The organism is Streptomyces gilvus (genome assembly GCF_022513565.1).
In the GTDB taxonomy this organism is placed as follows: domain Bacteria; phylum Actinomycetota; class Actinomycetes; order Streptomycetales; family Streptomycetaceae; genus Streptomyces; species Streptomyces gilvus.
In genome coordinates, this window is the sequence record NZ_JAKWBE010000011.1 from 224,938 (window position 1) to 245,185 (window position 20,248).

17 protein-coding genes and 2 pseudogenes are annotated in these 20,248 nt (G+C 72.0%); 10 read left to right on the forward strand and 9 right to left on the reverse strand.

From position 1 onward, the window contains the following. Window positions 1-177: 177 nt before the first annotated feature. From MKW14_RS19400 to mscL, 6 genes and pseudogenes are all read left to right on the forward strand, one after another. Window positions 178-1,714, forward strand: a pseudogene (locus MKW14_RS19400) (potassium/proton antiporter). Between the two features lie 288 nt (window positions 1,715-2,002). Further along, complete coding sequence (locus MKW14_RS19405; protein WP_240863883.1) at window positions 2,003-3,295, forward strand: MFS transporter; 1,293 nt, start codon at window positions 2,003-2,005, stop codon at window positions 3,293-3,295. 67 nt (window positions 3,296-3,362) lie between these two features. Continuing rightward, window positions 3,363-3,683 (forward strand): FmdB family zinc ribbon protein, encoded by a 321-nt coding sequence (locus tag MKW14_RS19410; RefSeq protein ID WP_240863885.1) that lies wholly within the window; start codon window positions 3,363-3,365, stop codon window positions 3,681-3,683. Window positions 3,684-3,800: 117 nt separating this feature from the next. After that, entirely contained in the window at window positions 3,801-4,634 is an 834-nt protein-coding gene (locus tag MKW14_RS19415) for an S-methyl-5'-thioadenosine phosphorylase (RefSeq protein ID WP_240863886.1), read from the forward strand. A 336-nt stretch (window positions 4,635-4,970) separates the two neighbouring features. After that, window positions 4,971-5,537 carry an RcpC/CpaB family pilus assembly protein gene (locus MKW14_RS19420; RefSeq protein WP_240863887.1) on the forward strand — a complete coding sequence of 189 codons (567 nt, stop codon included), beginning with the start codon at window positions 4,971-4,973 and terminating at the stop codon, window positions 5,535-5,537. 138 nt (window positions 5,538-5,675) lie between these two features. Then, window positions 5,676-6,152 carry a large conductance mechanosensitive channel protein MscL gene (gene mscL / locus MKW14_RS19425; protein WP_240863890.1) on the forward strand — a complete coding sequence of 159 codons (477 nt, stop codon included), beginning with the start codon at window positions 5,676-5,678 and terminating at the stop codon, window positions 6,150-6,152. A 7-nt stretch (window positions 6,153-6,159) separates the two neighbouring features. Here mscL and MKW14_RS19430 read toward each other — a convergent pair whose 3' ends face one another. Further along, window positions 6,160-6,336, reverse strand: a complete 177-nt coding sequence (locus tag MKW14_RS19430; RefSeq protein ID WP_240863892.1) for a hypothetical protein — start codon at window positions 6,334-6,336, stop codon at window positions 6,160-6,162. Window positions 6,337-6,515: 179 nt separating this feature from the next. On the opposite strand from MKW14_RS19430, the gene MKW14_RS19435 reads away from it, so the two are divergent. Both MKW14_RS19435 and MKW14_RS19440 read left to right on the forward strand, forming a co-directional pair. Beyond that, window positions 6,516-7,544, forward strand: coding sequence for a P1 family peptidase (locus MKW14_RS19435; protein WP_240863893.1), 1,029 nt, complete (start codon window positions 6,516-6,518; stop codon window positions 7,542-7,544). 240 nt (window positions 7,545-7,784) lie between these two features. After that, the gene (locus MKW14_RS19440) at window positions 7,785-8,531 is read left to right on the forward strand and encodes a DUF6227 family protein (RefSeq protein ID WP_240863895.1); all 747 of its coding nucleotides are present in this window, start codon (window positions 7,785-7,787) and stop codon (window positions 8,529-8,531) included. 100 nt (window positions 8,532-8,631) lie between these two features. Here the strand turns inward: MKW14_RS19440 and MKW14_RS19445 are convergent, their stop codons facing one another. From MKW14_RS19445 to MKW14_RS19465, 5 genes are all read right to left on the reverse strand, one after another. Next, complete coding sequence (locus tag MKW14_RS19445; protein WP_240863898.1) at window positions 8,632-8,889, reverse strand: hypothetical protein; 258 nt, start codon at window positions 8,887-8,889, stop codon at window positions 8,632-8,634. Between the two features lie 187 nt (window positions 8,890-9,076). Then, the gene (locus tag MKW14_RS19450) at window positions 9,077-11,341 is read right to left on the reverse strand and encodes a PTS fructose transporter subunit IIABC (protein WP_240863901.1); all 2,265 of its coding nucleotides are present in this window, start codon (window positions 11,339-11,341) and stop codon (window positions 9,077-9,079) included. A 187-nt stretch (window positions 11,342-11,528) separates the two neighbouring features. After that, a complete protein-coding gene (gene pfkB, locus MKW14_RS19455; protein ID WP_240863903.1) occupies window positions 11,529-12,476 on the reverse strand; it encodes a 1-phosphofructokinase in 948 nt (315 codons plus the stop codon). Beyond that, window positions 12,473-13,234: a DeoR/GlpR family DNA-binding transcription regulator gene (locus tag MKW14_RS19460; protein ID WP_240863905.1), complete on the reverse strand. Its 762-nt coding sequence runs from the start codon at window positions 13,232-13,234 to the stop codon at window positions 12,473-12,475. The genes pfkB and MKW14_RS19460 overlap by 4 nt, the downstream gene beginning before the upstream one ends. A gap of 316 nt (window positions 13,235-13,550) precedes the next feature. Next, window positions 13,551-15,134 carry an MFS transporter gene (locus MKW14_RS19465; RefSeq protein ID WP_240863907.1) on the reverse strand — a complete coding sequence of 528 codons (1,584 nt, stop codon included), beginning with the start codon at window positions 15,132-15,134 and terminating at the stop codon, window positions 13,551-13,553. A gap of 62 nt (window positions 15,135-15,196) precedes the next feature. On the opposite strand from MKW14_RS19465, the gene MKW14_RS19470 reads away from it, so the two are divergent. After that, entirely contained in the window at window positions 15,197-16,159 is a 963-nt protein-coding gene (locus MKW14_RS19470) for a helix-turn-helix transcriptional regulator (protein WP_240863909.1), read from the forward strand. Between the two features lie 18 nt (window positions 16,160-16,177). On the opposite strand, the pseudogene MKW14_RS19475 reads toward MKW14_RS19470, so the two are convergent. Then, a pseudogene (locus MKW14_RS19475) lies at window positions 16,178-16,799 on the reverse strand (TetR/AcrR family transcriptional regulator). An 843-nt stretch (window positions 16,800-17,642) separates the two neighbouring features. Next, the gene (locus MKW14_RS19480) at window positions 17,643-18,641 is read right to left on the reverse strand and encodes a sigma-70 family RNA polymerase sigma factor (protein WP_240863912.1); all 999 of its coding nucleotides are present in this window, start codon (window positions 18,639-18,641) and stop codon (window positions 17,643-17,645) included. Window positions 18,642-18,841: 200 nt separating this feature from the next. Here MKW14_RS19480 and MKW14_RS19485 point away from each other — a divergent pair, with 200 nt between their 5' ends. Further along, entirely contained in the window at window positions 18,842-19,360 is a 519-nt protein-coding gene (locus MKW14_RS19485; RefSeq protein WP_240863914.1) for a GNAT family N-acetyltransferase, read from the forward strand. A gap of 48 nt (window positions 19,361-19,408) precedes the next feature. Here MKW14_RS19485 and MKW14_RS19490 read toward each other — a convergent pair whose 3' ends face one another. Continuing rightward, the gene (locus tag MKW14_RS19490; RefSeq protein WP_240863917.1) at window positions 19,409-20,200 is read right to left on the reverse strand and encodes a dioxygenase family protein; all 792 of its coding nucleotides are present in this window, start codon (window positions 20,198-20,200) and stop codon (window positions 19,409-19,411) included. Window positions 20,201-20,248: the final 48 nt, after the last annotated feature.

Genomic DNA, 20,248 nt, shown 5'->3' on the forward strand with positions numbered 1-20,248 from the left:
CAACCATAGGCGCAGGGCCCTGAGCCCCTTGACGCGGTGTCGGGAACGAGCGCGGGCGGGCGTTCGATCTTGCCTCGCGGAGCGTCAAGAAATCGTCAAGAGTTAGGTAAGGTAACGAAGTACTTGGATGCGGAGTCCCACGACCTCGTGTCCCATGTACGTGAGCTCCCACGCGGGATGCGTGTGAGCCAGGGAAAGGGAACGGCCGCTGACTGTCCACCACCTCAACCAGCTACTGCTCGTCTGCTCGCTCGTTCTGCTCGTCGCCGTGGCAGCGGTCCGGATCTCCTCGCGCAGCGGGCTCCCCAGCCTGCTCGTGTACCTGGCCATAGGGATCCTCATGGGCCAGGACGGCATCGGCGACATCCGCTTCGACAACGCCGCGCTCACCCAGGTCATCGGATACGCGGCCCTCGTGGTGATCCTGGCCGAGGGCGGTCTCGGCACGAAGTGGAAGGAGATCCGGCCGGCCCTGCCCGCCGCCTCCGCGCTGGCGCTGGCCGGAGTCGCGGTCAGCGTGGGGGTCACGGCCGCGGCCGCCCACTACCTGGTCGGGCTGGAGTGGCGGCAGGCCCTCATCATCGGCGCGGTCGTCTCCTCGACGGACGCGGCGGCGGTCTTCTCGGTGCTGCGCAGGATTCCCCTGCCCGCGCGCGTGACGGGCACGCTGGAGGCCGAGTCCGGCTTCAACGACGCTCCCGTGGTCATCCTGGTGGTGGCGTTCTCCACGGCCGGCCCGGTCGAGCACTGGTACGTGCTGCTGGGCGAGATAGCTCTCGAACTCGCCATCGGCGCCGCCATCGGTCTCGCGGTGGGCTGGCTCGGATCCTGGGGACTGCGGCACGTGGCACTGCCCGCCTCCGGCCTCTACCCGATCGCCGTCATGGCGATCGCGGTGACGGCGTACGCCGGAGGCGCCCTGGCGCACGGCAGCGGCTTCCTGGCGGTCTACCTCGCCGCGATGATGATGGGCAACGCGAAACTGCCGCACTGGCCCGCCACGCGCGGGTTCGCCGACGGGCTCGGCTGGATCGCCCAGATCGGCATGTTCGTCCTGCTCGGCCTGCTGGTCACCCCGCACGACCTCGGGGACGACGTCGTGCCCGCCCTCGTCATCGGCCTGGCGCTGACCATGGTCGCGCGCCCGCTGAGCGTCGTGCTGTGCCTGTCGCCGTTCCGTGTGCCCTGGCAGGAGCAGACGCTGATGTCGTGGGCCGGGCTGCGCGGGGCCGTGCCCATCATCCTGGCGACGATCCCGATGGTGCAGGGCGTGGACTCCAGCCGCCGCATCTTCAACATCGTCTTCGTGCTCGTCGCCGTCTACACGCTCGTCCAGGGGCCGACCCTGCCGTGGCTGGCCCGCAAGCTGAACCTCGGCGAGGGCGGCGAGGCGGCGGACCTCGGCATCGAGTCCGCACCTCTGGAGCGGCTGCGCGGGCACCTGCTGTCCGTGGCGATCCCCGAGGGCTCGAAGATGCACGGCGTCGAGGTCAACGAGCTGCGCCTGCCGGCCGGAGCCGCCGTCACACTCGTCGTCCGCGAAGGAAAATCGTTTGTTCCGATGCCGACGACGGTGCTGCGGCGCGGCGACGAACTACTGGTCGTCGCCACGGATCCGGTGCGCGACGCCGCGGAACGGCGGCTGCGCGCCGTGGGCCACGGCGGCAAGCTGGCCGGGTGGCTGGGGACGAACGGGGCGGGCGCGGGGCGCTGAACGCCCCCCGGGGCGTTAAGGGCGTGCTTCGTATGGTTCACCCCGGCGCCAATCGCAGGTGTACGCGCGCGTGGTGCTCGTTTTCACAGGCGGACAAGACGGTGATCCCTGTACGATGAAGGCGCACCCTGATCGAACCAACTCTGCCTGACGCAGAGCTGGCGCGACCGTATGGCGGCCGGCCCGTCCTTTGCAGTGGACACCGGCATCTACCGCAGTTCCGCGCAAGAGGACAGCTCTCGGCGCCCCCGCACGGGCGCGCTACCAGGCGGCAGAAAGGCACGGGCCGTGGCATCCACGGTCACCACCGAGCCGTCCGGGAACGCGGCGGCGCCGGCCCGCCCCGGGTACGGGCAGCTGCTGCGCACCCGCGGCGCCTGGACGTTCTTGCTCCCCGGCTTCGCGGCGCGCCAGCCGTTCGCGATGCTCACCATCTCCATCGTGCTGCTCGTGCAGCACACCACCGGCTCGTACGGCGCCGCGGGCGCCACCGCGGCCGTCACCGGCGTCTCCATGGCCCTGTTCGCGCCCTACAGCGGCCGGCTCGCCGACCGCCACGGGCAGCGCGCCGTCCTCGTCCCGGGCGTGCTGCTGCACTCGCTCGCGGGGCTGACGCTGACGGCCCTCGCGCTGGCCCACGCGCCCCTGTGGGCGCTGTTCGCGGCGGCCGTTCCGACGGGTGCCTCGGTGCCGCAGATCGGCCCGATGGTGCGCGCCCGCTGGGGCATGAAGCTGCAGGACACGCCCCTGATGACCACCGCGGCCGCCTTCGAGTCCGTCACGGACGAGCTCACCTTCGTGTTCGGTCCCCTGCTGGCCACCGCCCTGTGCACCACCGTGACCCCGGCCGCGGGTCTGGTGACGGAGGCAGGGCTCACCCTGCTCGGCGGACTGCTGTTCGCGGCGCAGAAGAGCACCCAGCCGGCGACCACCCTCGCCGGGCACGCACGCGTGGAGCACGCCTCGGCTCTACGGGTGCCCGGAGTGCGCGTCCTGGTGGTGGCCTTCCTGGGCATCGGCTCCGTCTTCGGCGGCATGCAGGTGTCGCTGGCCGCGTTCAGCGAGTCGATCGGGGAGCCCGGACTGAACGGCGTGCTGTACGGCGTCTTCGCCGCGGGCAACATGCTCTCCGGCATCGTCTGCGGCGCCGTCGCGTGGAAGACCGCCCCGCAACGCCGTCTCGTCGTGGGCTACGGCGCGCTCGCCCTGGTGGCCTCCGGCCTGTGGGCCGCGCACTCCCTGTTCGTCCTGGCCGGCCTCGGCCTGCTGGTCGGCATGTGCGTCGCGCCCGCGCTGATCACCGGTTACACCCTGGTCGAGGGGCTGGTTCCGGCCGGCGCCCGCACCGAGGCGTTCACCTGGCTGACCGGTGCCGTGGCGCTCGGCCAGGCGGCCGCCGTCACGGTCGCCGGGCAGCTCGAGGACCGCTTCTGGGACGGAGCGGGGTTCCTGGTGCCGATGGCCGGTACAGTGCTCGCGCTGGCGACCCTCCTGGCACTGCGGTCCAGGCTCTCGGCGCACCCCCGCGGCCGGACCGTCGCACGTGGCGTCGGTCACCGCGTGCCGGTGACGGTGGACTGATCCTCAGGAATACGTCACTATGGACCCTCGTTAGCACTCATTGAGTGAGAGTGCCAGGAGGAAGACAGTGCCGACCTACCAGTACCAGTGCACCGAGTGCGGCGAGGGCCTCGAGGCGGTGCAGAAGTTCACCGACGACGCTCTGACCGAGTGCCCCAACTGCGGTGGCCGCCTGAAGAAGGTGTTCTCCGCGGTCGGCATTGTCTTCAAGGGCTCGGGCTTCTACCGCAACGACAGCCGCGGCTCCTCGTCGAGCAGCTCGCCGTCGTCGTCCAAGCCGGCGACCTCGACCTCGACCTCGTCGTCGTCCACGTCGTCGTCCACGTCGTCCTCGGACTCGAAGTCCTCGGGCACCGGCACCTCCTCCAGCAGCAGCTCCGCCGCCTAGGCTCCGCTTCCGGGACCCTGCCGTCGTACGACGGCAGGGTCCTTGGCGTTCGCGGGCGGTCCGCGGCGTTCGCGGGCGGTTCTCCGTGCCCCGCCGGGGACGGATACTGTGCTGGCCATGGCGAACGCAGAGATCGGTGTAATCGGCGGCTCGGGCTTCTACTCGTTCCTCGACGACGTGACCGAGGTCCGGGTGGACACCCCGTACGGCCCTCCCAGCGACTCCCTCTTCCTCGGCGAGGTCGCCGGGCGGCGCGTCGCCTTCCTGCCCCGGCACGGACGCGGCCACCATCTGCCGCCTCACCGGATCAACTACCGGGCCAACCTGTGGGCCCTGCGGTCCCTGGGCGTGCGGCAGGTCCTGGGGCCCTGCGCGGTGGGCGGTCTGCGCCCCGAGTACGGGCCCGGCACGCTGCTGGTGCCGGACCAGCTGGTCGACCGGACGAAGTCCCGGGTGGTGACGTACTTCGACGGGCTGCCGCTGCCCGGCGGCGCCGTCCCCAATGTTGTGCACGTGTCCCTCGCGGACCCGTACTGCCCGGTGGGACGGGGCGCGGCCTTGAAGGCCGCGCGGGGCCGGGACTGGGAGCCGGTGGACGGCGGCACGCTGGTCGTGGTCGAGGGGCCGCGCTTCTCGACCCGTGCGGAATCGTTGTGGCACCAGGCGCAGGGCTGGTCGGTGGTGGGCATGACCGGCCATCCGGAGGCGGCGCTCGCCCGTGAACTGGAGCTGTGCTACACGTCGATGACCCTGGTGACCGATCTCGACGCCGGTGCCGAGACCGGCGAGGGCGTCTCGCACGACGAGGTGCTGCGGGTGTTCGCGGCGAACGTCGACCGGCTGCGGGGTGTCCTCTTCGACGCCGTGGCCGCCCTGCCGGCGAACGAGGACCGGAACTGCCTGTGCACGACGGCGCTGGGCGGGATGGATCCGGGCTTCGAGCTGCCGTGACGCGGCGCCGGGCGGAAGGTCCGCCGAGCGGCGGGAGATCCGGCCGAGCGACAGGGGGTCCGACCGAGCGGCGGGAGATCCGGCCGAGCGACAGGGGGTTCGACCGAGCGGCGGGAGATCCGACCGAGCGACAGGGGGTCCGACCGAGCGGCGGGAGATCCGACCGAGCGGCAGGGGGTTCGACCGAGCGGCGGGAGATCCGGCCGAGCGGAAGTCCCCGTTCGGGTGAGGGAGTTGTCCACAACTCGTCGGTAGTCCACCGGCTGCGGCAGAGATCGGCTCGAAGCCTCATCGTGGGCCTGCAAGCCGGTTCTCCGACGCAGGTGGTGATCTCCCATGTCCCTTCCGACCCCGCCCTTCTCCCCTTCTTCTCCACGCCCGCCGGGCTCCGACGCTCCCGCCCTGTGCGAAGTCCCGCATTTCGCTCCGGTACGGGTGCGTGGCGGGTGCCAACAACTGCGACGGCTCGTGCGGAGCCGCAGGCGGGCCGTGGCGGCCGGCCTCGCCGTCACCGCTGCCGCACTGGTGGCCGCGGGACCACGGGCCGGTGACGGCGCACGCGGGCATCCGGTGGCGGATCCCGTGCCGAAACGCCCTGCCGTAGAGATGGTGGCCGCGCCGGTGCGCATCGCGGACGCGGCCACGGTCCGGCTGCTGCGGCCCGGCGACCGGGTGGACGTCATCGCCGCCCAGGAGACGGCCACGGGTGGTGACGCGCGCGTGGTGGCGCGCGGGGCTCGGGTGACGAAGGTGCCGGAACCGCCGGCCCCCTCGGAGAGCACGACCGACGGCGGCGCGCTGACAGGCGGCGGCGCGCTGATCGTGCTGTCCGTTCCCCGTACCACCGCGGCACGCCTCGCCGGGGCGAGCGCCACGGAGCGGCTGGCGGTGACACTGTGCTGAGCGCCGACGCCCGTTTTATGCGCGCCTTCCTGGCAAGTCCTTCCGTCGAACGACCCCGTTGGGCAGGACGGCCCAGCGTTGACGTAGGTTGCGGAGCTGTTTGTTCCACACCCTGTGCGTGCGAGGAGAGGCCCCGCGGTGAGCGAGAAGAAGGAACCGACCGTCTGGCAGGGCTTCAAGGCCTTCCTGATGCGCGGGAACGTGGTCGACCTGGCAGTGGCGGTCGTCATCGGTGCCGCGTTCACCAATATCGTCAGCTCGGTGGTGAAGGGGATCATCAACCCGGTGGTCGGGGCGATCGGGACGAAGAGCCTCGACAGCTACAGCTCGTGTCTGCAGGCTCCCTGCAAAGTCGCCGCGGACGGCACGGTCAAGAGCGGTATCCCGATCATGTGGGGCTCCGTCCTCGGCGCGACCCTCACCTTCGTGATCACCGCGGCGGTCGTCTACTTCCTGATGGTGCTGCCGATGTCGAAGTACCTGGCGCGGCACGAGGCCCGGAAGAAGGCCCGGGAGGGCACGCAGGAGGTCATGGAGGTGACGGAGCTGGAGGTGCTCAAGGAGATCCGCGACGCCCTGGTCGCGCAGCGCGGCTCCGGGTACGGCGGGCGGTAGCGGCGGCTCAGAGGTGGTGGGGCGGCTTCTCGTCGAGGAAGCGCTTGAGATCGGCCGCCGAGTCACCGTCGCCGCCCGGCCGCTCGCCCCAGCCGCGGTCCGTGTCGTCCGAGGACTGCTGGTCCAGCGGATCGTCGAAGATCAGCGAGGGCTTCGGGGAGCGCGGCTCGGGGGCAGAGGTCATGTCTCCAGGGTACGGCCCTGAAAGCGAGGAGCCTTTGTCCGGTGTGCCTGGACGTATGACATCCGGTTCGACTCCGTGCGCGGGCTCCTCCGGCGCGTCCGAAAGAGCGGGGAGCAGGTGACGAGTCCCGTCGGCTGACGTGGACGCGCTGGGGCGGTGGTGCGGGCGAGACTGACTCCATGACAGTTGACGCTTTGACCGACGTCGCCGGGCTGCGGGTGGGGCACACGACGCGCACCGGCGGCGGTTGGCTCACCGGCACCACGGTCGTCCTCGCCCCGGAGGGCGGCGCCGTCGCCGCCGTGGACGTCCGGGGCGGCGGCCCGGGCACCAAGGAGACCGACGCCCTCGACCCGCGCAACCTCGTGCAGAAGGTCGACGCGATCGTGCTGACCGGCGGCAGCGCCTACGGGCTCGACGCGGCGTCCGGGGTGATGGCGTGGCTGGAGGAGCAGGGACGCGGCGTCCGGGTCGGAGCGGACCCCTCTCACGTCGTGCCGGTGGTGCCCGCAGCCTGCGTCTTCGACCTGGGGCGGGGCGGTGACTTCCGGGCCAGGCCCGACGCCGCCAGCGGGCGGGCCGCGGTGGAGGCCGCGGCGGCGAGCGCGGTCGGCGCGAGCGTGCCGGAAGGGTGCGTGGGGGCCGGCACGGGAGCCGCCGCCGGGCCGATGAAGGGTGGGGTGGGCAGCGCGAGCACCATGCTGGACTCCGGGGTCACGGTGGGTGCGCTGGTGGTGGTCAACGCGGTGGGGTCGGTGATGGATCCGGAAACGGGCGCGCTGTACGGGGAGTTGTTCTCGGGGCGCGTGAACCATCCGGAGGCGCACGTCCACGAGGCCTCGCGCCGACGCCTCGCCGAGGCCGCGGCGAAGAACGGGCGCCCTCCGCTGAACACCACCCTCGCCGTGGTCGCCACCGACGCGGACCTGTCGAAAGCGCAGGCGCAGAAGCTGGCCGGCACGGCGCACGACGGCATCGCACGGGCCGTGCGGCCGGTGCACATGCTGCACGACGGCGACACGGTCTTCGCCCTGGCCACGGGGGCGCACCGGCTCGACGCCGGGAATCCCCTCGCGCTGAACGCGATCCTCGCGGCCGGTGCGGACCTGGTGACGCGCGCGATCGTGCGTGCCGTGCGCGCCGCCCGGTCGGTGGACGGGCCGGGCGGAGTGTGGCCGTCGTACGAGGAGTTGTACGGGGGCGAGTGAGAGAGGGGGACGGGCGCCCGGGACGTGCGGGCGGAGCGCCACCGATGGCGTGCGCCCTCTTGATCGCCGTAAACGGCCTCTGAGCGGCGGATTTTGACGGATCATCGGGTCCGGCGGGAACTTCTGGCACGGCCCGCGCGTTTTCCCGGCGTACGTTTTCTCGGTTCCCGGACATGACGTCCGGCCGAGGGGCTACGGTATGCACCCACAAGGTGACATGCAGCAACGCCGGGAGAAACCTTGAGCGTTCCGTACGAGACCACTGCGTACGAACCACCCGAGTCGCCCGAGTCTCCGGAGGAGCAGCTCGAGCGGCTCCTCGGTCGTGCCCTGAACTCCTTCGAGTTGCCGGACGACACCATACGGCGCCTCGACTGCGCGCTGGCGTACGACACTTCGCTGCATTCGGCGCACCACAGTTCGGGCCTGCACCGGGAGACGTACCGGCACACCTGGCTGCTCGCCGACGGGTCGGCGCTCACCCTGTGGGAGCTCGTGCACAACACCGCGCCGGGCAGCGTCACGCAGCACGAGGTGTATGTGGACGAGGAGGAGGTCCGCACCGCCACCACCCGTCTGCCGCTGCCCTCGGACGCGCCGGACTTCGAGCTGCCGGTGACCGTGCAGCTGTCGCCGGTCCCCGCGCCCCGGCACGCGTACCTGCCGGACGACTCGGCGGACCACGCGCGCCGGCTGCTGCGCCGTGCGGAGAACGCGGACCGGCCGGGTGCGGAGACGGCGGCGTTACTGGCCACGGCGTTCGCCCACCAGATCACGCAGGCCTTCGGACGCCCGTGCCGAGCGGGCCGTGCCGGGCTGTGCTTCTCGCTCTACGAGCACGCGTTCCTGCTGCGCGACGGCGCGGAGGTCTCCCTCTGGGAGGTCGAGCACACGGCGACGCCGGACGGGCGGCACATGTGCGAGGTGTACGTCACCGAGGACGCGGCCCGGGACGCCATGGAGCGGCGCGCGGCGCGGGTCTCCTGAGCCCCGGCGCCGACGACGCCGAAGCGGGGCGCACGGCCCCGGCAGGCTCCTCAGCGCCAGGCCGATGTCCGCGCTTCAGCGCCAGGCCGGTGCTCGCGCCTCAGTAGCCGTCGTTGAGCCGGCGTACGAGACCGGCGAAGGCGTCTCGCTCCGCGGGGGTCAGTTCGACGGCCTCCAGGTGGGGGCCGGTCTGACGCTGGGGCGGGAGGCCGTGCAGGGTGTCGTTCGCGCCCCACAGGTCGGCTCCGGAGCGGAAGCGACGCAGGAGGCGGACCAGGCCGAAGCCCCAGACGACGGTGGCGAGGGCCAGCAGGGCCACGCCCAGCGACTGGAGGATCGAGACGTGCTCATCGGGCATGAGCCCAGTAGACACCACGGTCCGGGACTTTGAGCCCGGACCGTGACGAATCTCGCAGGTGCCACAGGTGCCGCACTTGCCTCTTAGGCGTCATCAACAACTCACAGTGCCCTAAAGGGACATGCGGTCGGCCGTGGTCCCTCTCGCGGGACCACGGCCGATCGCCACACGGAGTGCGGGGCGCCGGTTACGCCGCCACCGGCTGCTTCACCTCGGTCGTCGCCGTGGCCGGGTCGGCGGCGGTGCCGGGGCTCACGGTGCCGGGCGCCGGCTTGCGCATCCCCTTCAGGACCACGACCAGGGCGGTCGTGACACACACGCCGACCGCGATGGCGATCAGGTAGAGGAAGGGGTTGCCGATCAGCGGGACCACGAAGATGCCGCCGTGCGGGGCGCGCAGGGTGGCGCTGAACGCCATCGACAGGGCGCCGGTGATCGCGCCGCCCACCATGGAGGAGGGGATGACGCGCAGCGGGTCGGCCGCGGCGAACGGGATCGCGCCCTCGGAGATGAAGGAGGCGCCGAGGACCCAGGCGGCCTTGCCGTTCTCGCGCTCGGTCTCGGTGAAGAGCTTGCCGCGGACCGTCGTGGCCAGGGCCATCGCGAGCGGGGGGACCATGCCGGCGGCCATGACCGCGGCCATGATCTTCATGGCGGAGTCGCTCGGGCTGGAGACCGCGATGCCGGCGGTGGCGAAGGTGTACGCGACCTTGTTGACGGGTCCGCCGAGGTCGAAGCACATCATCAGGCCGAGCAGGGCGCCGAGCAGGATGGCGTTGGAGCCGGAGAGGCTGTTCAGCCAGTCGGTCATGCCCTTCTGGGCGGAGGCGATGGGCTTGCCCACGACGACGAACATCAGGAACCCGACGATCGCCGAGGAGATCAGCGGGATCACCACCACCGGCATGATGCCGCGCAGCACCGCCGGGATGTTGATCCGCTGGATCGCCATCACCACGCCGCCGGCGAGCAGACCGGCGACCAGGCCGCCGAGGAAGCCCGCGTTGATCGTGGACGCGATCATGCCGCCCACGAACCCGGGGACGAGACCCGGCCGGTCGGCCATGCCGTAGGCGATGTAGCCGGCCAGGACCGGGACGAGGAAGCCGAAGGCGACGCCGCCGATCTGGAAGAGCAGGGCCGCCCAGCTGTCCGCCTGGGTCCACACGAAGTGGTCCATCACCGACGGCGCCGTCTTGATCTCGTAGCCACCGATCGCGAAGCCGAGGGCGATCAGCAGACCGCCCGCCGCGACGAACGGGACCATGTAACTCACGCCGGACATCAGCCACTTGCGCAGCTTGGTGCCGTACCCCTCACCGGCTTCGCCGGCGCGCTCGACCGGCGTGCCCCTGCCCGCGGGGGCGCCCGCGGTCACCTCACCGCGCGCCGCCTTCCCGCGCACCTCGGAGATCAGCTCGCCGGGGCGGTTGATGCCGGCCTTCACGCCGACGTCGACGGTCGGCTTCCCGGCGAAGCGCTCCTTCTCGCGTACGGGCACGTCGTGGGCGAAGATCACGCCGTCCGCGGCCGCGATGACGGCCGGGTCGAGCCGGGTGAAGCCCGCCGAGCCCTGGGTCTCGACGACGAGTTCGACGCCCGCCTCGCGGCCCGCGTTCTCCAGCGACTCGGCCGCCATGTAGGTGTGGGCGATGCCGGTCGGGCAGGAGGTGACCGCGACGATGCGGAAGGGGCGCTCGTCGGCGGAGGGGGCGTCCGACGCCGGGGCGGAGGCGTCCTCGACGCTCGCGCCCGGCGCCGGGGCCGTGCTGTCCGTGGCGGCGTCGGCGGAGGCCGCCACCGACGACGCCACGGAGTCTGTGGAGGCGCCCTGAGCGGCGCCCGCGGCGCCCTGCGCGCCCTCACCGGGGCTGCCCACGCCCTCCGACGCGCTGCCCACGCCCGCGGATGCGCCCCCGTGCGCGCCGCGCGCACCCTCGGTACCCGCACCATCGGCATCTGCGCCCTCGGCGCCCGTACGCTCGCCGCGCGCACCCTCGCCGCCCGCCGCCGCATCCCCGCGGATCAGTGCCGCCGCGGTCGCCGCGTCCTCCGCCGATCGCAGCGCGCCGGTGAACTGGGCGTTCATCAGCTGGCGGGCCAAGGACGACAGGATCGTCAGGTGGGCGTCGTCGGCACCGGCCGGCGCGGCGATCAGGAAGATCAGGTCGGCGGGGCCGTCCGGCGCGCCGAAGTCGACACCGGCGGCGCTGCGCCCGAAGGCGAGCGTCGGCTCGGTGACGTGCTCGCTGCGGCAGTGCGGGATGCCGATGCCGCCGTCGAGGCCGGTCGGCATCTGCGCCTCGCGGGCGGCCACGTCGGCGAGGAAACCCTCCAGGTCGGTCACCCGGCCCAGGGCCACCATGCGCTCGGCGAGGGCACGCGCCGCCGCTTCCTTGGTGTCGGCGGACAGGTCGAGGTCGACCAGGTCCGCGGTGATCATGTCGCTCATCGCGGGCTCCTTAGCACGCGTATCGCCCGGGGAGTGGGGTGGGCGGGGGTGGGGACGGGGGTCTCATGGGGGGTGGGGAGGATCTCGGTGGCGAGTAACGGGGAGCCTCGCCGTTCGAGAGCCGGAGGGGAGCTTCTCCGTTCGCGAGCCGGATCGGGGAACGCGGCGGCGGACGTCGTACGACGGCTCATGACACCGGCTCCGTCAGCGCGCGGTCCATCGGCACTTCTGTCGTCACCGTGACCGCCGCCGGGTTCAGGTCGGACGGGGTCGGCATGACGCTGCCCGGCAGCTGGACGGCCGCCGCGCCGTGGGCCACCGCCGAGGCGAGGGCCTCCGGGCCGCTGCCGCCGGCGATCAGGAAGCCGGCCAGGGACGAGTCGCCGGCGCCCACGTTGCTGCGGACGGCGTCCACGCGCGCGCTGCCGAACCAGGCGCCCGCGCCGTCCACGAGCAGCTGCCCGTCGGCGCCCAGGCTCGCGAGCACGGCGCGCGCGCCCATCTCGCGCAGCTCCTCGGCCGCCTTCACCGCGTCACCCACCGTCGCCAGGGGTCGTCCGACGGCTTCCGCGAGTTCCTCGGCGTTCGGCTTCACCACGTCGGGCCGCTCGCGCAGCGCCTCCAGGAGCGCGCGCCCCGAGGTGTCCAGGGCGATCCGCGCGCCCCCCGCGTGCGCCCGCGCGACGACGTCGGCGTACCAGGCGGGCGCGAGCCCGCGCGGAAGGCTGCCGCAACAGGCGATCCAGTCCGCGTCCCGGGACTGCGCGCGCACCGTCTCCAGGAGCAGTTCCTGCTCCTCCGCGGACAGCTCCGGACCGGGCGCGTTGATCTTGGTCAGTACCCCGTCCGCCTCCGCGAGCGCGATGTTGGAACGGGTGGCTCCGGCGACGGGGACCGGCGCGACCTCGATGCCCTGCGCGTCGAGCAGGTCCGCGACGAGCGCTCCCGGCGCACCCCCCAGGGGCAGGACGGCGACCGTGCGCTGCCCGGCGGCCGCGACGGCACGCGAGACGTTCACGCCCTTGCCGCCCGGGTCCATGCGCTCACCGCTCGCGCGGATGACCTCGCCGCGCACCAGGGAGGGGACCTCGTAGGTGCGGTCGAGGGAGGGGTTGGGGGTGACCGTGAGGATCATGCGCGCACTACTTCCGTGCCGCCGCGCTCGATGGCGTCGGCGTCGTCCTGGCTCAGCCCGCTGTCGGTGATCAGCAGGTCCACGTCGCTCAGGTCGCCGAAGCGGGCGAAGTGCTCCTGGCCGTGCTTGGAGGAGTCGGCGAGCAGCACCACGCGGCGGGCGGCGGCGACGGCCGCGCGCTTGACGGCGGCCTCGGCGAGGTCGGGGGTGGTCAGGCCGTGGTCGGCGGAGAAACCGTTGGCCGCGACGAAGAGGACGTCCGCTCGGATCTCGCCATAGGCCCGCAGCGCCCAGGCGTCCACGGCGGCGCGCGTACGGTGCCGTACGCGCCCCCCGACCAGATGGAGCTGGATGCCGGGATGGTCCGCGAGGCGGGCCGCGATGGGGAGGCTGTGGGTGACGACGGTGAGGGACGACTCCAGCGGGAGGGCGGCCGCGAGGCGGGCCACCGTCGTACCGGCGTCGAGGATCAGGGTGCCCTCGGTCGGCAGTTCCGCGACGGCGGCCTTGGCGATGCGGTCCTTCTCGTCGGTGGAGGTGCCCTCGCGTTCGGCGAGGTCCGGTTCGAAGTCGAGACGTCCGGCCGGGATGGCACCGCCGTGCACACGGCGGACGAGGCCGGCGCGGTCGAGGGCCTTCAGGTCGCGGCGGATCGTCTCCGCCGTCACCTGGAACTCCTCGGCCAGCGACACGACGTCCACCCGGCCGCCGTCACGGGCGAGCCGGAGGATCTCCTGCTGCCGCTCCGGTGCGTACATGTCCGTTCCCCTCCGGTCCGAGTCCGTCCGAGTCCGGCCGGTCGTGTTCCGGTCGTGTTCTGGTCCGAGACCGGTCCGAGTTACCCGATGATCCCGGCGACCCCGGCGACCCGATGTCCGACCGTTTCCGGTTGATGCCCGAACTTGTGGCTTCAGTCGGGAGGCTACGCCCGGATTTCCGGAAAGTAAACAGGTTCGGGCATCAGTCGGACACATACGGGCGTCGCGGGTTCGCGGGCAGGCACGGCGAAGGCCCGCCCCCGCGATGCGAGGACGGGCCCTGACGACCGATCCGACCCGGGGGGATACCCCTCTCTCACCCGACCAGGGACGGCTTCTGCTCCCCCGCCTGCCCCGACGTATGCCCGGCACCGTCATCCCCCTCAACACCGGCGACGACGCCATCCGTACCCTCCGCCCCCTCCCCATGCTGCGCCGGCCGCTTGGGCAGCGCGAACATCAGGATGAAGATCAGCCCCAAGACCACCGCCACCCACACCAGCGCGTGCTGGAAGGCGTTCACGAAGGCCGGGCCGACCTGGGCGCGGGTCAGCCGGTCGCCGATCTCACCGAAGAAGACCACCGACACGAGTCCCAGGCCGAGCGCGTTCCCCATCTGCTGGACCGTGTTGATCAGACCCGACGCCGAACCCGCGTGCTCGCGCGGCACCTCCGACAGCACCGCGTCCGTCAGCGGGGCGACGATCAGGCCCATGCCGACGCCCATCACCACCAGCGGAAGAGCCATCTGCCAGGAGGCGATGCCGAGGCCGTACCGGTCGGACTCGGCGATGTAGAGCAGCACGCCCAGGGCCGTCAGCAGCGCGCCCGCCTGGAGCACCTTGCGGCCGAACCGTGGGACCAGTTGCTGCACGGACAGCCCCGCCGCCGCGGAGACGGCGATCGAGAAGGGCACGCCGGTCAGCCCCGCCCGCAGCGGGCTCCAGCCCAGGCCGATCTGCATGTACAGCGTCCACACCAGGAAGAACACACCGAGCGCGACCCCGAAGACCGTCTGCACCGCGATCCCCGCCGCGAAGCTCTTCACCCGGAACAGGGAGAGTTCGATCAGCGGCGAACCGTCCCGTGCCGCCTTCCGGCGCTCGTACGCCACCAGCGCCCCGAACACCACGACCGCGCCGGCCATCGAGCCGTACCCCCACAGCGGCCAGCCCAGCTCGCGGCCACGGGTCAGCGGGTAGAGCAGCATCAGCAGGCCCAGTGTCACCAGCGCGACGCCGACGAGGTCCAGCCTCAGCGCGCGCGGGGCCCTGGACTCGGTGATGAAGCGGCTGCCGAGGACGAGCCCCGCGATGCCGACGGGCAGGTTGATGAGGAAGATGGGCCGCCATTCGAGGCCGAACAGGTTCCACTCGGTCAGCAGGGCGCCGAGCAGCGGGCCGGTCACGGCGCCCAGACCGACGACCGCGCCGAACAGACCGAACACCTTGCCCCGCTCATGGGCCGGGAAGGTCGCGTGCACGATCGAGAGGACCTGCGGCACCATCATCGCCGCCATGCCGCCCTGCATGATCCGTGAGGCGACCAGCATCTCCGGGTTCGCGGCGAAGCCGCACAGCGCCGAGGCGAGCGTGAAACCACCGATACCGACCAGGAACAGTCGTTTACGGCCGTGAATGTCACCCAGCCGACCGCCCGTGATCAGCCCGGCGGCGAACGCCAGTGCGTAGCCGGCCGTTATCCACTGGATCTGGCTGAACGACGCACCCGCGTCCCGCTGGATGGAGGGGATCGCGATGTTGACGATGGTGACGTCGACAAGGTCCATGAAGGCCGCGGTCATCACGATCGCGAGCGCGAACCAGCGACGCCGGTCCGTGACGACGGCCGTGCCGGCCGTGGCGGCCGTACTCACGTCAGGTGTTTCGGTGGAGGTCATACCTTGAAGCTAGGCCCCCTGTAGGTCAGATCATGTCCTAGTTGTACGGCATCCTCGAACTCATGACGACGGACACCCCGGCACGGCTGCTGCAGCTCCTCTCCCTCCTCCAGACGCCCCGCGAATGGCCCGGCGGCGAGCTCGCCGACCGGCTCGGGGTCTCCCGGCGCACGGTACGGCGCGACATCGAACGGCTGCGCGACCTGGGCTATCCCGTGCAGGCCACGATGGGTGCGGACGGCGGCTACCGGCTGATCGCCGGCAAGGCGATGCCGCCGCTCGTGCTCGACGACGAGGAGGCGGTGGCCATCGCGGTCGGTCTGCGCGCCGGCGCCGGGCACGCGCTGGAGGGGGTGGACGAGGCGTCCGTACGGGCGCTGGCCAAGCTGGAACAGGTGCTGCCCTCCCGTCTGCGGCACCGCGTCTCCACGCTCCAGGCCGCGACCACGCCGCTGACCAGCGGGGACGGGGCGAGCATCGCGCCCGAGACGCTGACCGTGATGGCGTCCACGGTGGCCGGGCGGGAGCGGCTGCGGTTCGCCTACCGGGCGAAGGACGGCACCGAGACGCGGCGGGTGACGGAGCCGTACCGGCTCGTCTCGGCGGGGCGGCGGTGGTACCTCGTGGCGTACGACCTCGATCGCGCCGACTGGCGGACCTTCCGGGTCGACCGGGTGAGCGAGCCGTTCGCAACCGGCGCGCGGTTCGCTCCGCGGGAGCTGCCGACGGGGAGCGCGGCCGAGTATCTGCGCCGCTCCATGCAACGGCAGCAGGAGTCCTACGACTTCGAGGTCACCTTCGCCGCGCCCGCGGAGCTCGCCGCGGCCAAGCTGCCGACGTGGCTCGGCACACCGGAACCGCTGGACTCGGGGTCCTGCCGACTGCGGGCCACGGTGAGCGACGCGATGGAGTGGACGGCGGTCCGGCTGGTCCTGACGGGTCTTGAGTTCAGGGTCCGGGAGCCTGCGGAACTCGTGGAGTGCGTACGGGAGTTGGGGGGACGGTTGCTGAGGGCGGCAGGCTGACCTGCCAACCCCCGAGCCCTAGTCGGGCTCCTCCGTGGACTCCGTGGACTCCCTCCACGGGAAGTCCCGTAGCGCGTCGAGGTTTCTCAGTGCCATCGCCGCCGGGCCGTTCGGGCCCGCGGTCGGGGCGTCGCTCGCCGCCCACGCCTCCACGGCCACCCGCACCGCGGCACCGGCCACCGCCGCCGCGCACCGCACTCGCGAGGACGCACCGGAAGCCGTGCCAACGTTGTCCAAGGCGTCGAGCCTCCTCGCCTGCACCTCCCCCAGCCTGCCCTCCGAGTCCTGGCAGACCTCCGCCCAGGCCTTCCCCAGGGCCGGGCTCGTGTCGGTGAGGCGGATGAGGGTGCGAACCAGCTCCCAGGAGGACACGGACACGCCCGCGCCCGAGGTGAAGGTGTGGCGGGCCGAGTGTTCGAGAGCCTGGGGGGACGGAGAGGTGGGCGGGGGCCTCGGCGACCGCCTCCACCCAGCGGTGGGCGCCCGCCGCGTAGAGGGGGGCGACGGCCTCCTCCTTGGTCGCGAAGTAGCGGTAGAACGTGCGCGGCGCGACCCCGGCTGCCTGGGCGATGTCCTCGGCGCGGGTGGCGCGCAGGCCCTGTCTCACGAACAGTCCGGCCGCCGCTCGGGCGATCTCCATCCTGGTGGCCGCCTTGCGCCGTTGGGTGAGGGTGGCGGGGGCCTGCGAGGAGGTTCCACGGGAGTTCGGGGCGGGGCTGCCCACGCCGGCGGGCTATGCCGAATGTGGCACAATCTGCCATTCGGCGGGCCACCCCGGGGTTCAGGTCCGGGGTGCCCCGCCTCCCAGCATGCCCGCGCCCGTCGCCCGCACTCCAGGCGGCCCCCGTCCAACAGCTACGCCTCCCCCGCTCCCCTCCACTCGGGGTGCGAAAGAGCCGGGCTCCGGCGCCCGGGGGGAGGGCGCCGGAGCCCGGCTTGGGAAGGTCCCGGCGCCGGGGGGGTGTTGCGTCGGGACTTGGTTCTTTGGTGCGGCCGGAACAGCCGCCTCACGGCTACGGGGTCGAACTCCCGTGCCCTGAAGTCTTGTTCCCGCGAGCTGAGCTGTTGAAGCGGCCTGACTCCGCCAGCTTTGCGCGGTCTTGAGCCACCCGGCGCACGCGGTCCTCCGACCGCCGCCCGCCGAGCGCCCCTCCGTGGCGCACGGGAACCCGGTGACGAAAGGAACCCCGTGGCGCACGCGATCCCCGTCGCGCGCAACGGAACCTCCGTGGCGCAGCAGTCCCTGTCGCGCTCGGAACCCCGTCGCGCACGGAACCCGTCGCGCACAACGGAACCCTCGTGGCCCAGCAAACCCCGTCGCGCACAGACGCCTGCGGCACTCGGAACCCCATCGCGCACGGAACCCCCGACCGCGCACGCAGTCCCCGTCGCGCTCCGAACCCCGTCGCGCACGGAATCCGGCCGCGCACGCAGTCCCCGTCGCGCCCGGAATCCCCGCAGCGGCCGCGGCCCCCGCCTCGACCTACGCCGCCGCCTCGAAGCCCGTGTCGCGGGCCAGCTTCTTCAGTTCCAGCAGGGCGTGCTTCTCGATCTGGCGGATGCGCTCGCGGGTGAGGCCGTGCTCCTTGCCGACCTCCGTCAGCGTGCGCTCACGGCCGTCCTCGATGCCGTACCGCATCTTGATGATGGACGCCGTGCGCGGGTCCAGGCGGCCGATGAGGTCGTCCAGTTCCTCGCTGCGGAGCAGGGTCAGGACCGACTGCTCGGGGGAGACCGCCGAGGTGTCCTCGAGCAGGTCGCCGAACTGGGTCTCGCCCTCGTCGTCCACCGCCATGTTCAGCGAGACCGGGTCGCGGGCCCAGTCCAGGACGTCGGAGACGCGCTCCGGTGTCGAGCCGAGCTCGGCGGCGATCTCCGCCGGCTCCGGGTCGCGGCCGTTCTCCCGGTTGAACTCGCGCTGCACCCGGCGGATCCGGCCCAGCTCCTCCACCAGGTGGACGGGCAGCCGGATGGTGCGGGACTGGTCGGCGATCGAGCGGGTGATGGCCTGGCGGATCCACCAGGTCGCGTACGTCGAGAACTTGAAGCCCTTGCGGTAGTCGAACTTCTCCACCGCGCGGACCAGCCCGGCGTTGCCCTCCTGGATCAGGTCCAGCAGGGGCAGGCCGCTGCGGGGGTAGCGCCGCGCCACGGCCACGACCAGGCGGAGGTTGGAGCGGATGAAGACGTCCTTGGCCCGCTCCCCCTCGGCGACCAGGGCTTCCAGCTCCTCGCGGGAGGCGTCGGCCTTGGACTCCTCGTACCCGTCGAGAACCTGTCGCGCGAACACACCCGCCTCGATGATCTGGGACAGCTCGACTTCCTTGGCGGCGTCGAGCAGCGGTGTGCGCGCTATCTCGTCGAGGTACATGCCGACCAGGTCGCGGTCTGCGATCTCGCCGCCATGTGCGCGAACACTGCTTGCCGTGTCGACGGTCTCGCCGGTGGCGGACTGACGACGGGCGACGGCACGGGTTGCCATGCGTGCTCCCTTGCGATGGTGGGCTGGCGGGTGTTGGTCCTTCTCAGACGCCGGGCACTCGTCATCGAGTACCGCTCAGCACCTTTGTCGGGTGCCCTGCATCTGATGGAAACAACGACTGGAAACCGGACAGAATTCCCAACCCGACCCCCCAATTTTCTGATCATGCAGTACCCTGTGCGGCCACACGAGGAGGCAGGATGCCGACGGAACGTGGAGAGGTGCAGGTCAGGCCGGGAGTCGAGGGGGACCTCCAGGCCCTCACCGACCTCTACAACCACTACGTCCGTGAGACGTCCATCACATTCGATACCGCGGTTTTCACTGCTCAGGAGCGCCGCCCGTGGCTGCTCTCCCACCCTGAAGACGGACCGCACCGCCTGAAGGTTGCCGCAGACGCGGACACACAGGAAATTCTGGGCTACGCCACATCCAGCCCCTATCGCGCCAAGCCCGCCTACGAGACCTCGGTGGAGGTCACCGTCTACGTGGCCCCGCACGCGGGCCGGCGCGGCATCGGCACACTGCTCTACAAGGCCCTGTTCGAGGACCTGGCGGGCGAGGACGTGCACCGCGCCTACGCGGGCATCGCGCAGCCCAACGAAGCGTCCACGCGGCTGCATGAACGCTTCGGGTTCCGGTACGTCGGCACGTACCGCGAGGTGGGCCGGAAGTTCGGCCGCTACTGGGACGTGGCCTGGTACGAGAAGGAGCTGTAGCCCAAGGAGCCGCAGCCCCCGAAGGCCGGAGCCGCAGCCCCCAGGACCTCAGCCGAACTGCACCGACCGCTTCGCCATCCCCATCCAGAAGCCCTCGATCACCGACTTCTGCGCGTCCAGCTCGCCGCCGGCCTCCGCCGCGCCCATCGTCACGAACAGCGGGGCGAAGTGCTCGGTGCGCGGGTGGGCGTAGCGGCCGGCCGGGGCCTTGTCGAGGAAGTCCAGCAGGCTGTCCCAGTCGCGGTTCTCCAGCGCCCGGTGCCCCCAGTCGTCGAACTCGGAGGACCAGCTCGGCACGCCGTTCCCGGCGTGACGCAGGGCGGCCAGGTTGTGGGTGAAGAAGCCGGAGCCGACGATCAGCACGCCCTCGTCGCGCAGCGGCGCCAGCCTGCGGCCGATCTCCATGAGCCGGACCGGGTCGAGGGTCGGCATGGAGATCTGCAGGACCGGGATGTCGGCGGCCGGGAACATCTCGACGAGCGGCACGTAGGCGCCGTGGTCGAGGCCGCGGTCGGGGATGTCCTGGACGGGCGTGCCGGGGGCGCGCAGCAGCTTGCGGACGGACTCGGCGAGTTCGGGGGCGCCGGGGGCCTCGTACGTCACCTGGTAGTAGTGCTCGGGGAAGCCCCAGAAGTCGTAGACGAGCGGGACCGTACGCACCGCGCCGAGGGCGAGGGGGGCCTCCTCCCAGTGGGCGGAGACCATCAGGATCGCCCTGGGGCGGGGCAGGTCGGCGGACCAGGCGGCGAGCTGGCCCGGCCAGACCGGGTCGTCCGCGAGCGGCGGGGCGCCGTGGCTCAGGTACAGGGCGGGCATGCGCTCCTGGGTGGCGGCGGACATGGCGGTGAACTCCCTGATGATTGAAACCTCAAACTCTATGGGGCGAGC

Bases quoted from the DNA above. Each gene is read 5' to 3' on its own strand.
- MKW14_RS19450 (WP_240863901.1), bottom strand. From the start codon at position 11,341: ATGAGCGACATGATCACCGCGGACCTGGTCGACCTCGACCTGTCCGCC.
- MKW14_RS19480 (WP_240863912.1), bottom strand. From the start codon at position 18,641: ATGGCAACCCGTGCCGTCGCCCGTCGTCAGTCCGCCACCGGCGAGACC.
- MKW14_RS19430 (WP_240863892.1), bottom strand. From the start codon at position 6,336: ATGACCTCTGCCCCCGAGCCGCGCTCCCCGAAGCCCTCGCTGATCTTC.
- MKW14_RS19460 (WP_240863905.1), bottom strand. From the start codon at position 13,234: ATGTACGCACCGGAGCGGCAGCAGGAGATCCTCCGGCTCGCCCGTGAC.
- pfkB (WP_240863903.1), bottom strand. From the start codon at position 12,476: ATGATCCTCACGGTCACCCCCAACCCCTCCCTCGACCGCACCTACGAG.
- MKW14_RS19435 (WP_240863893.1), top strand. From the start codon at position 6,516: ATGACAGTTGACGCTTTGACCGACGTCGCCGGGCTGCGGGTGGGGCAC.
- MKW14_RS19445 (WP_240863898.1), bottom strand. From the start codon at position 8,889: ATGCCCGATGAGCACGTCTCGATCCTCCAGTCGCTGGGCGTGGCCCTG.
- MKW14_RS19465 (WP_240863907.1), bottom strand. From the start codon at position 15,134: ATGACCTCCACCGAAACACCTGACGTGAGTACGGCCGCCACGGCCGGC.
- MKW14_RS19490 (WP_240863917.1), bottom strand. From the start codon at position 20,200: ATGTCCGCCGCCACCCAGGAGCGCATGCCCGCCCTGTACCTGAGCCAC.
- MKW14_RS19415 (WP_240863886.1), top strand. From the start codon at position 3,801: ATGGCGAACGCAGAGATCGGTGTAATCGGCGGCTCGGGCTTCTACTCG.
- MKW14_RS19485 (WP_240863914.1), top strand. From the start codon at position 18,842: ATGCCGACGGAACGTGGAGAGGTGCAGGTCAGGCCGGGAGTCGAGGGG.
- MKW14_RS19470 (WP_240863909.1), top strand. From the start codon at position 15,197: ATGACGACGGACACCCCGGCACGGCTGCTGCAGCTCCTCTCCCTCCTC.
- MKW14_RS19420 (WP_240863887.1), top strand. From the start codon at position 4,971: ATGTCCCTTCCGACCCCGCCCTTCTCCCCTTCTTCTCCACGCCCGCCG.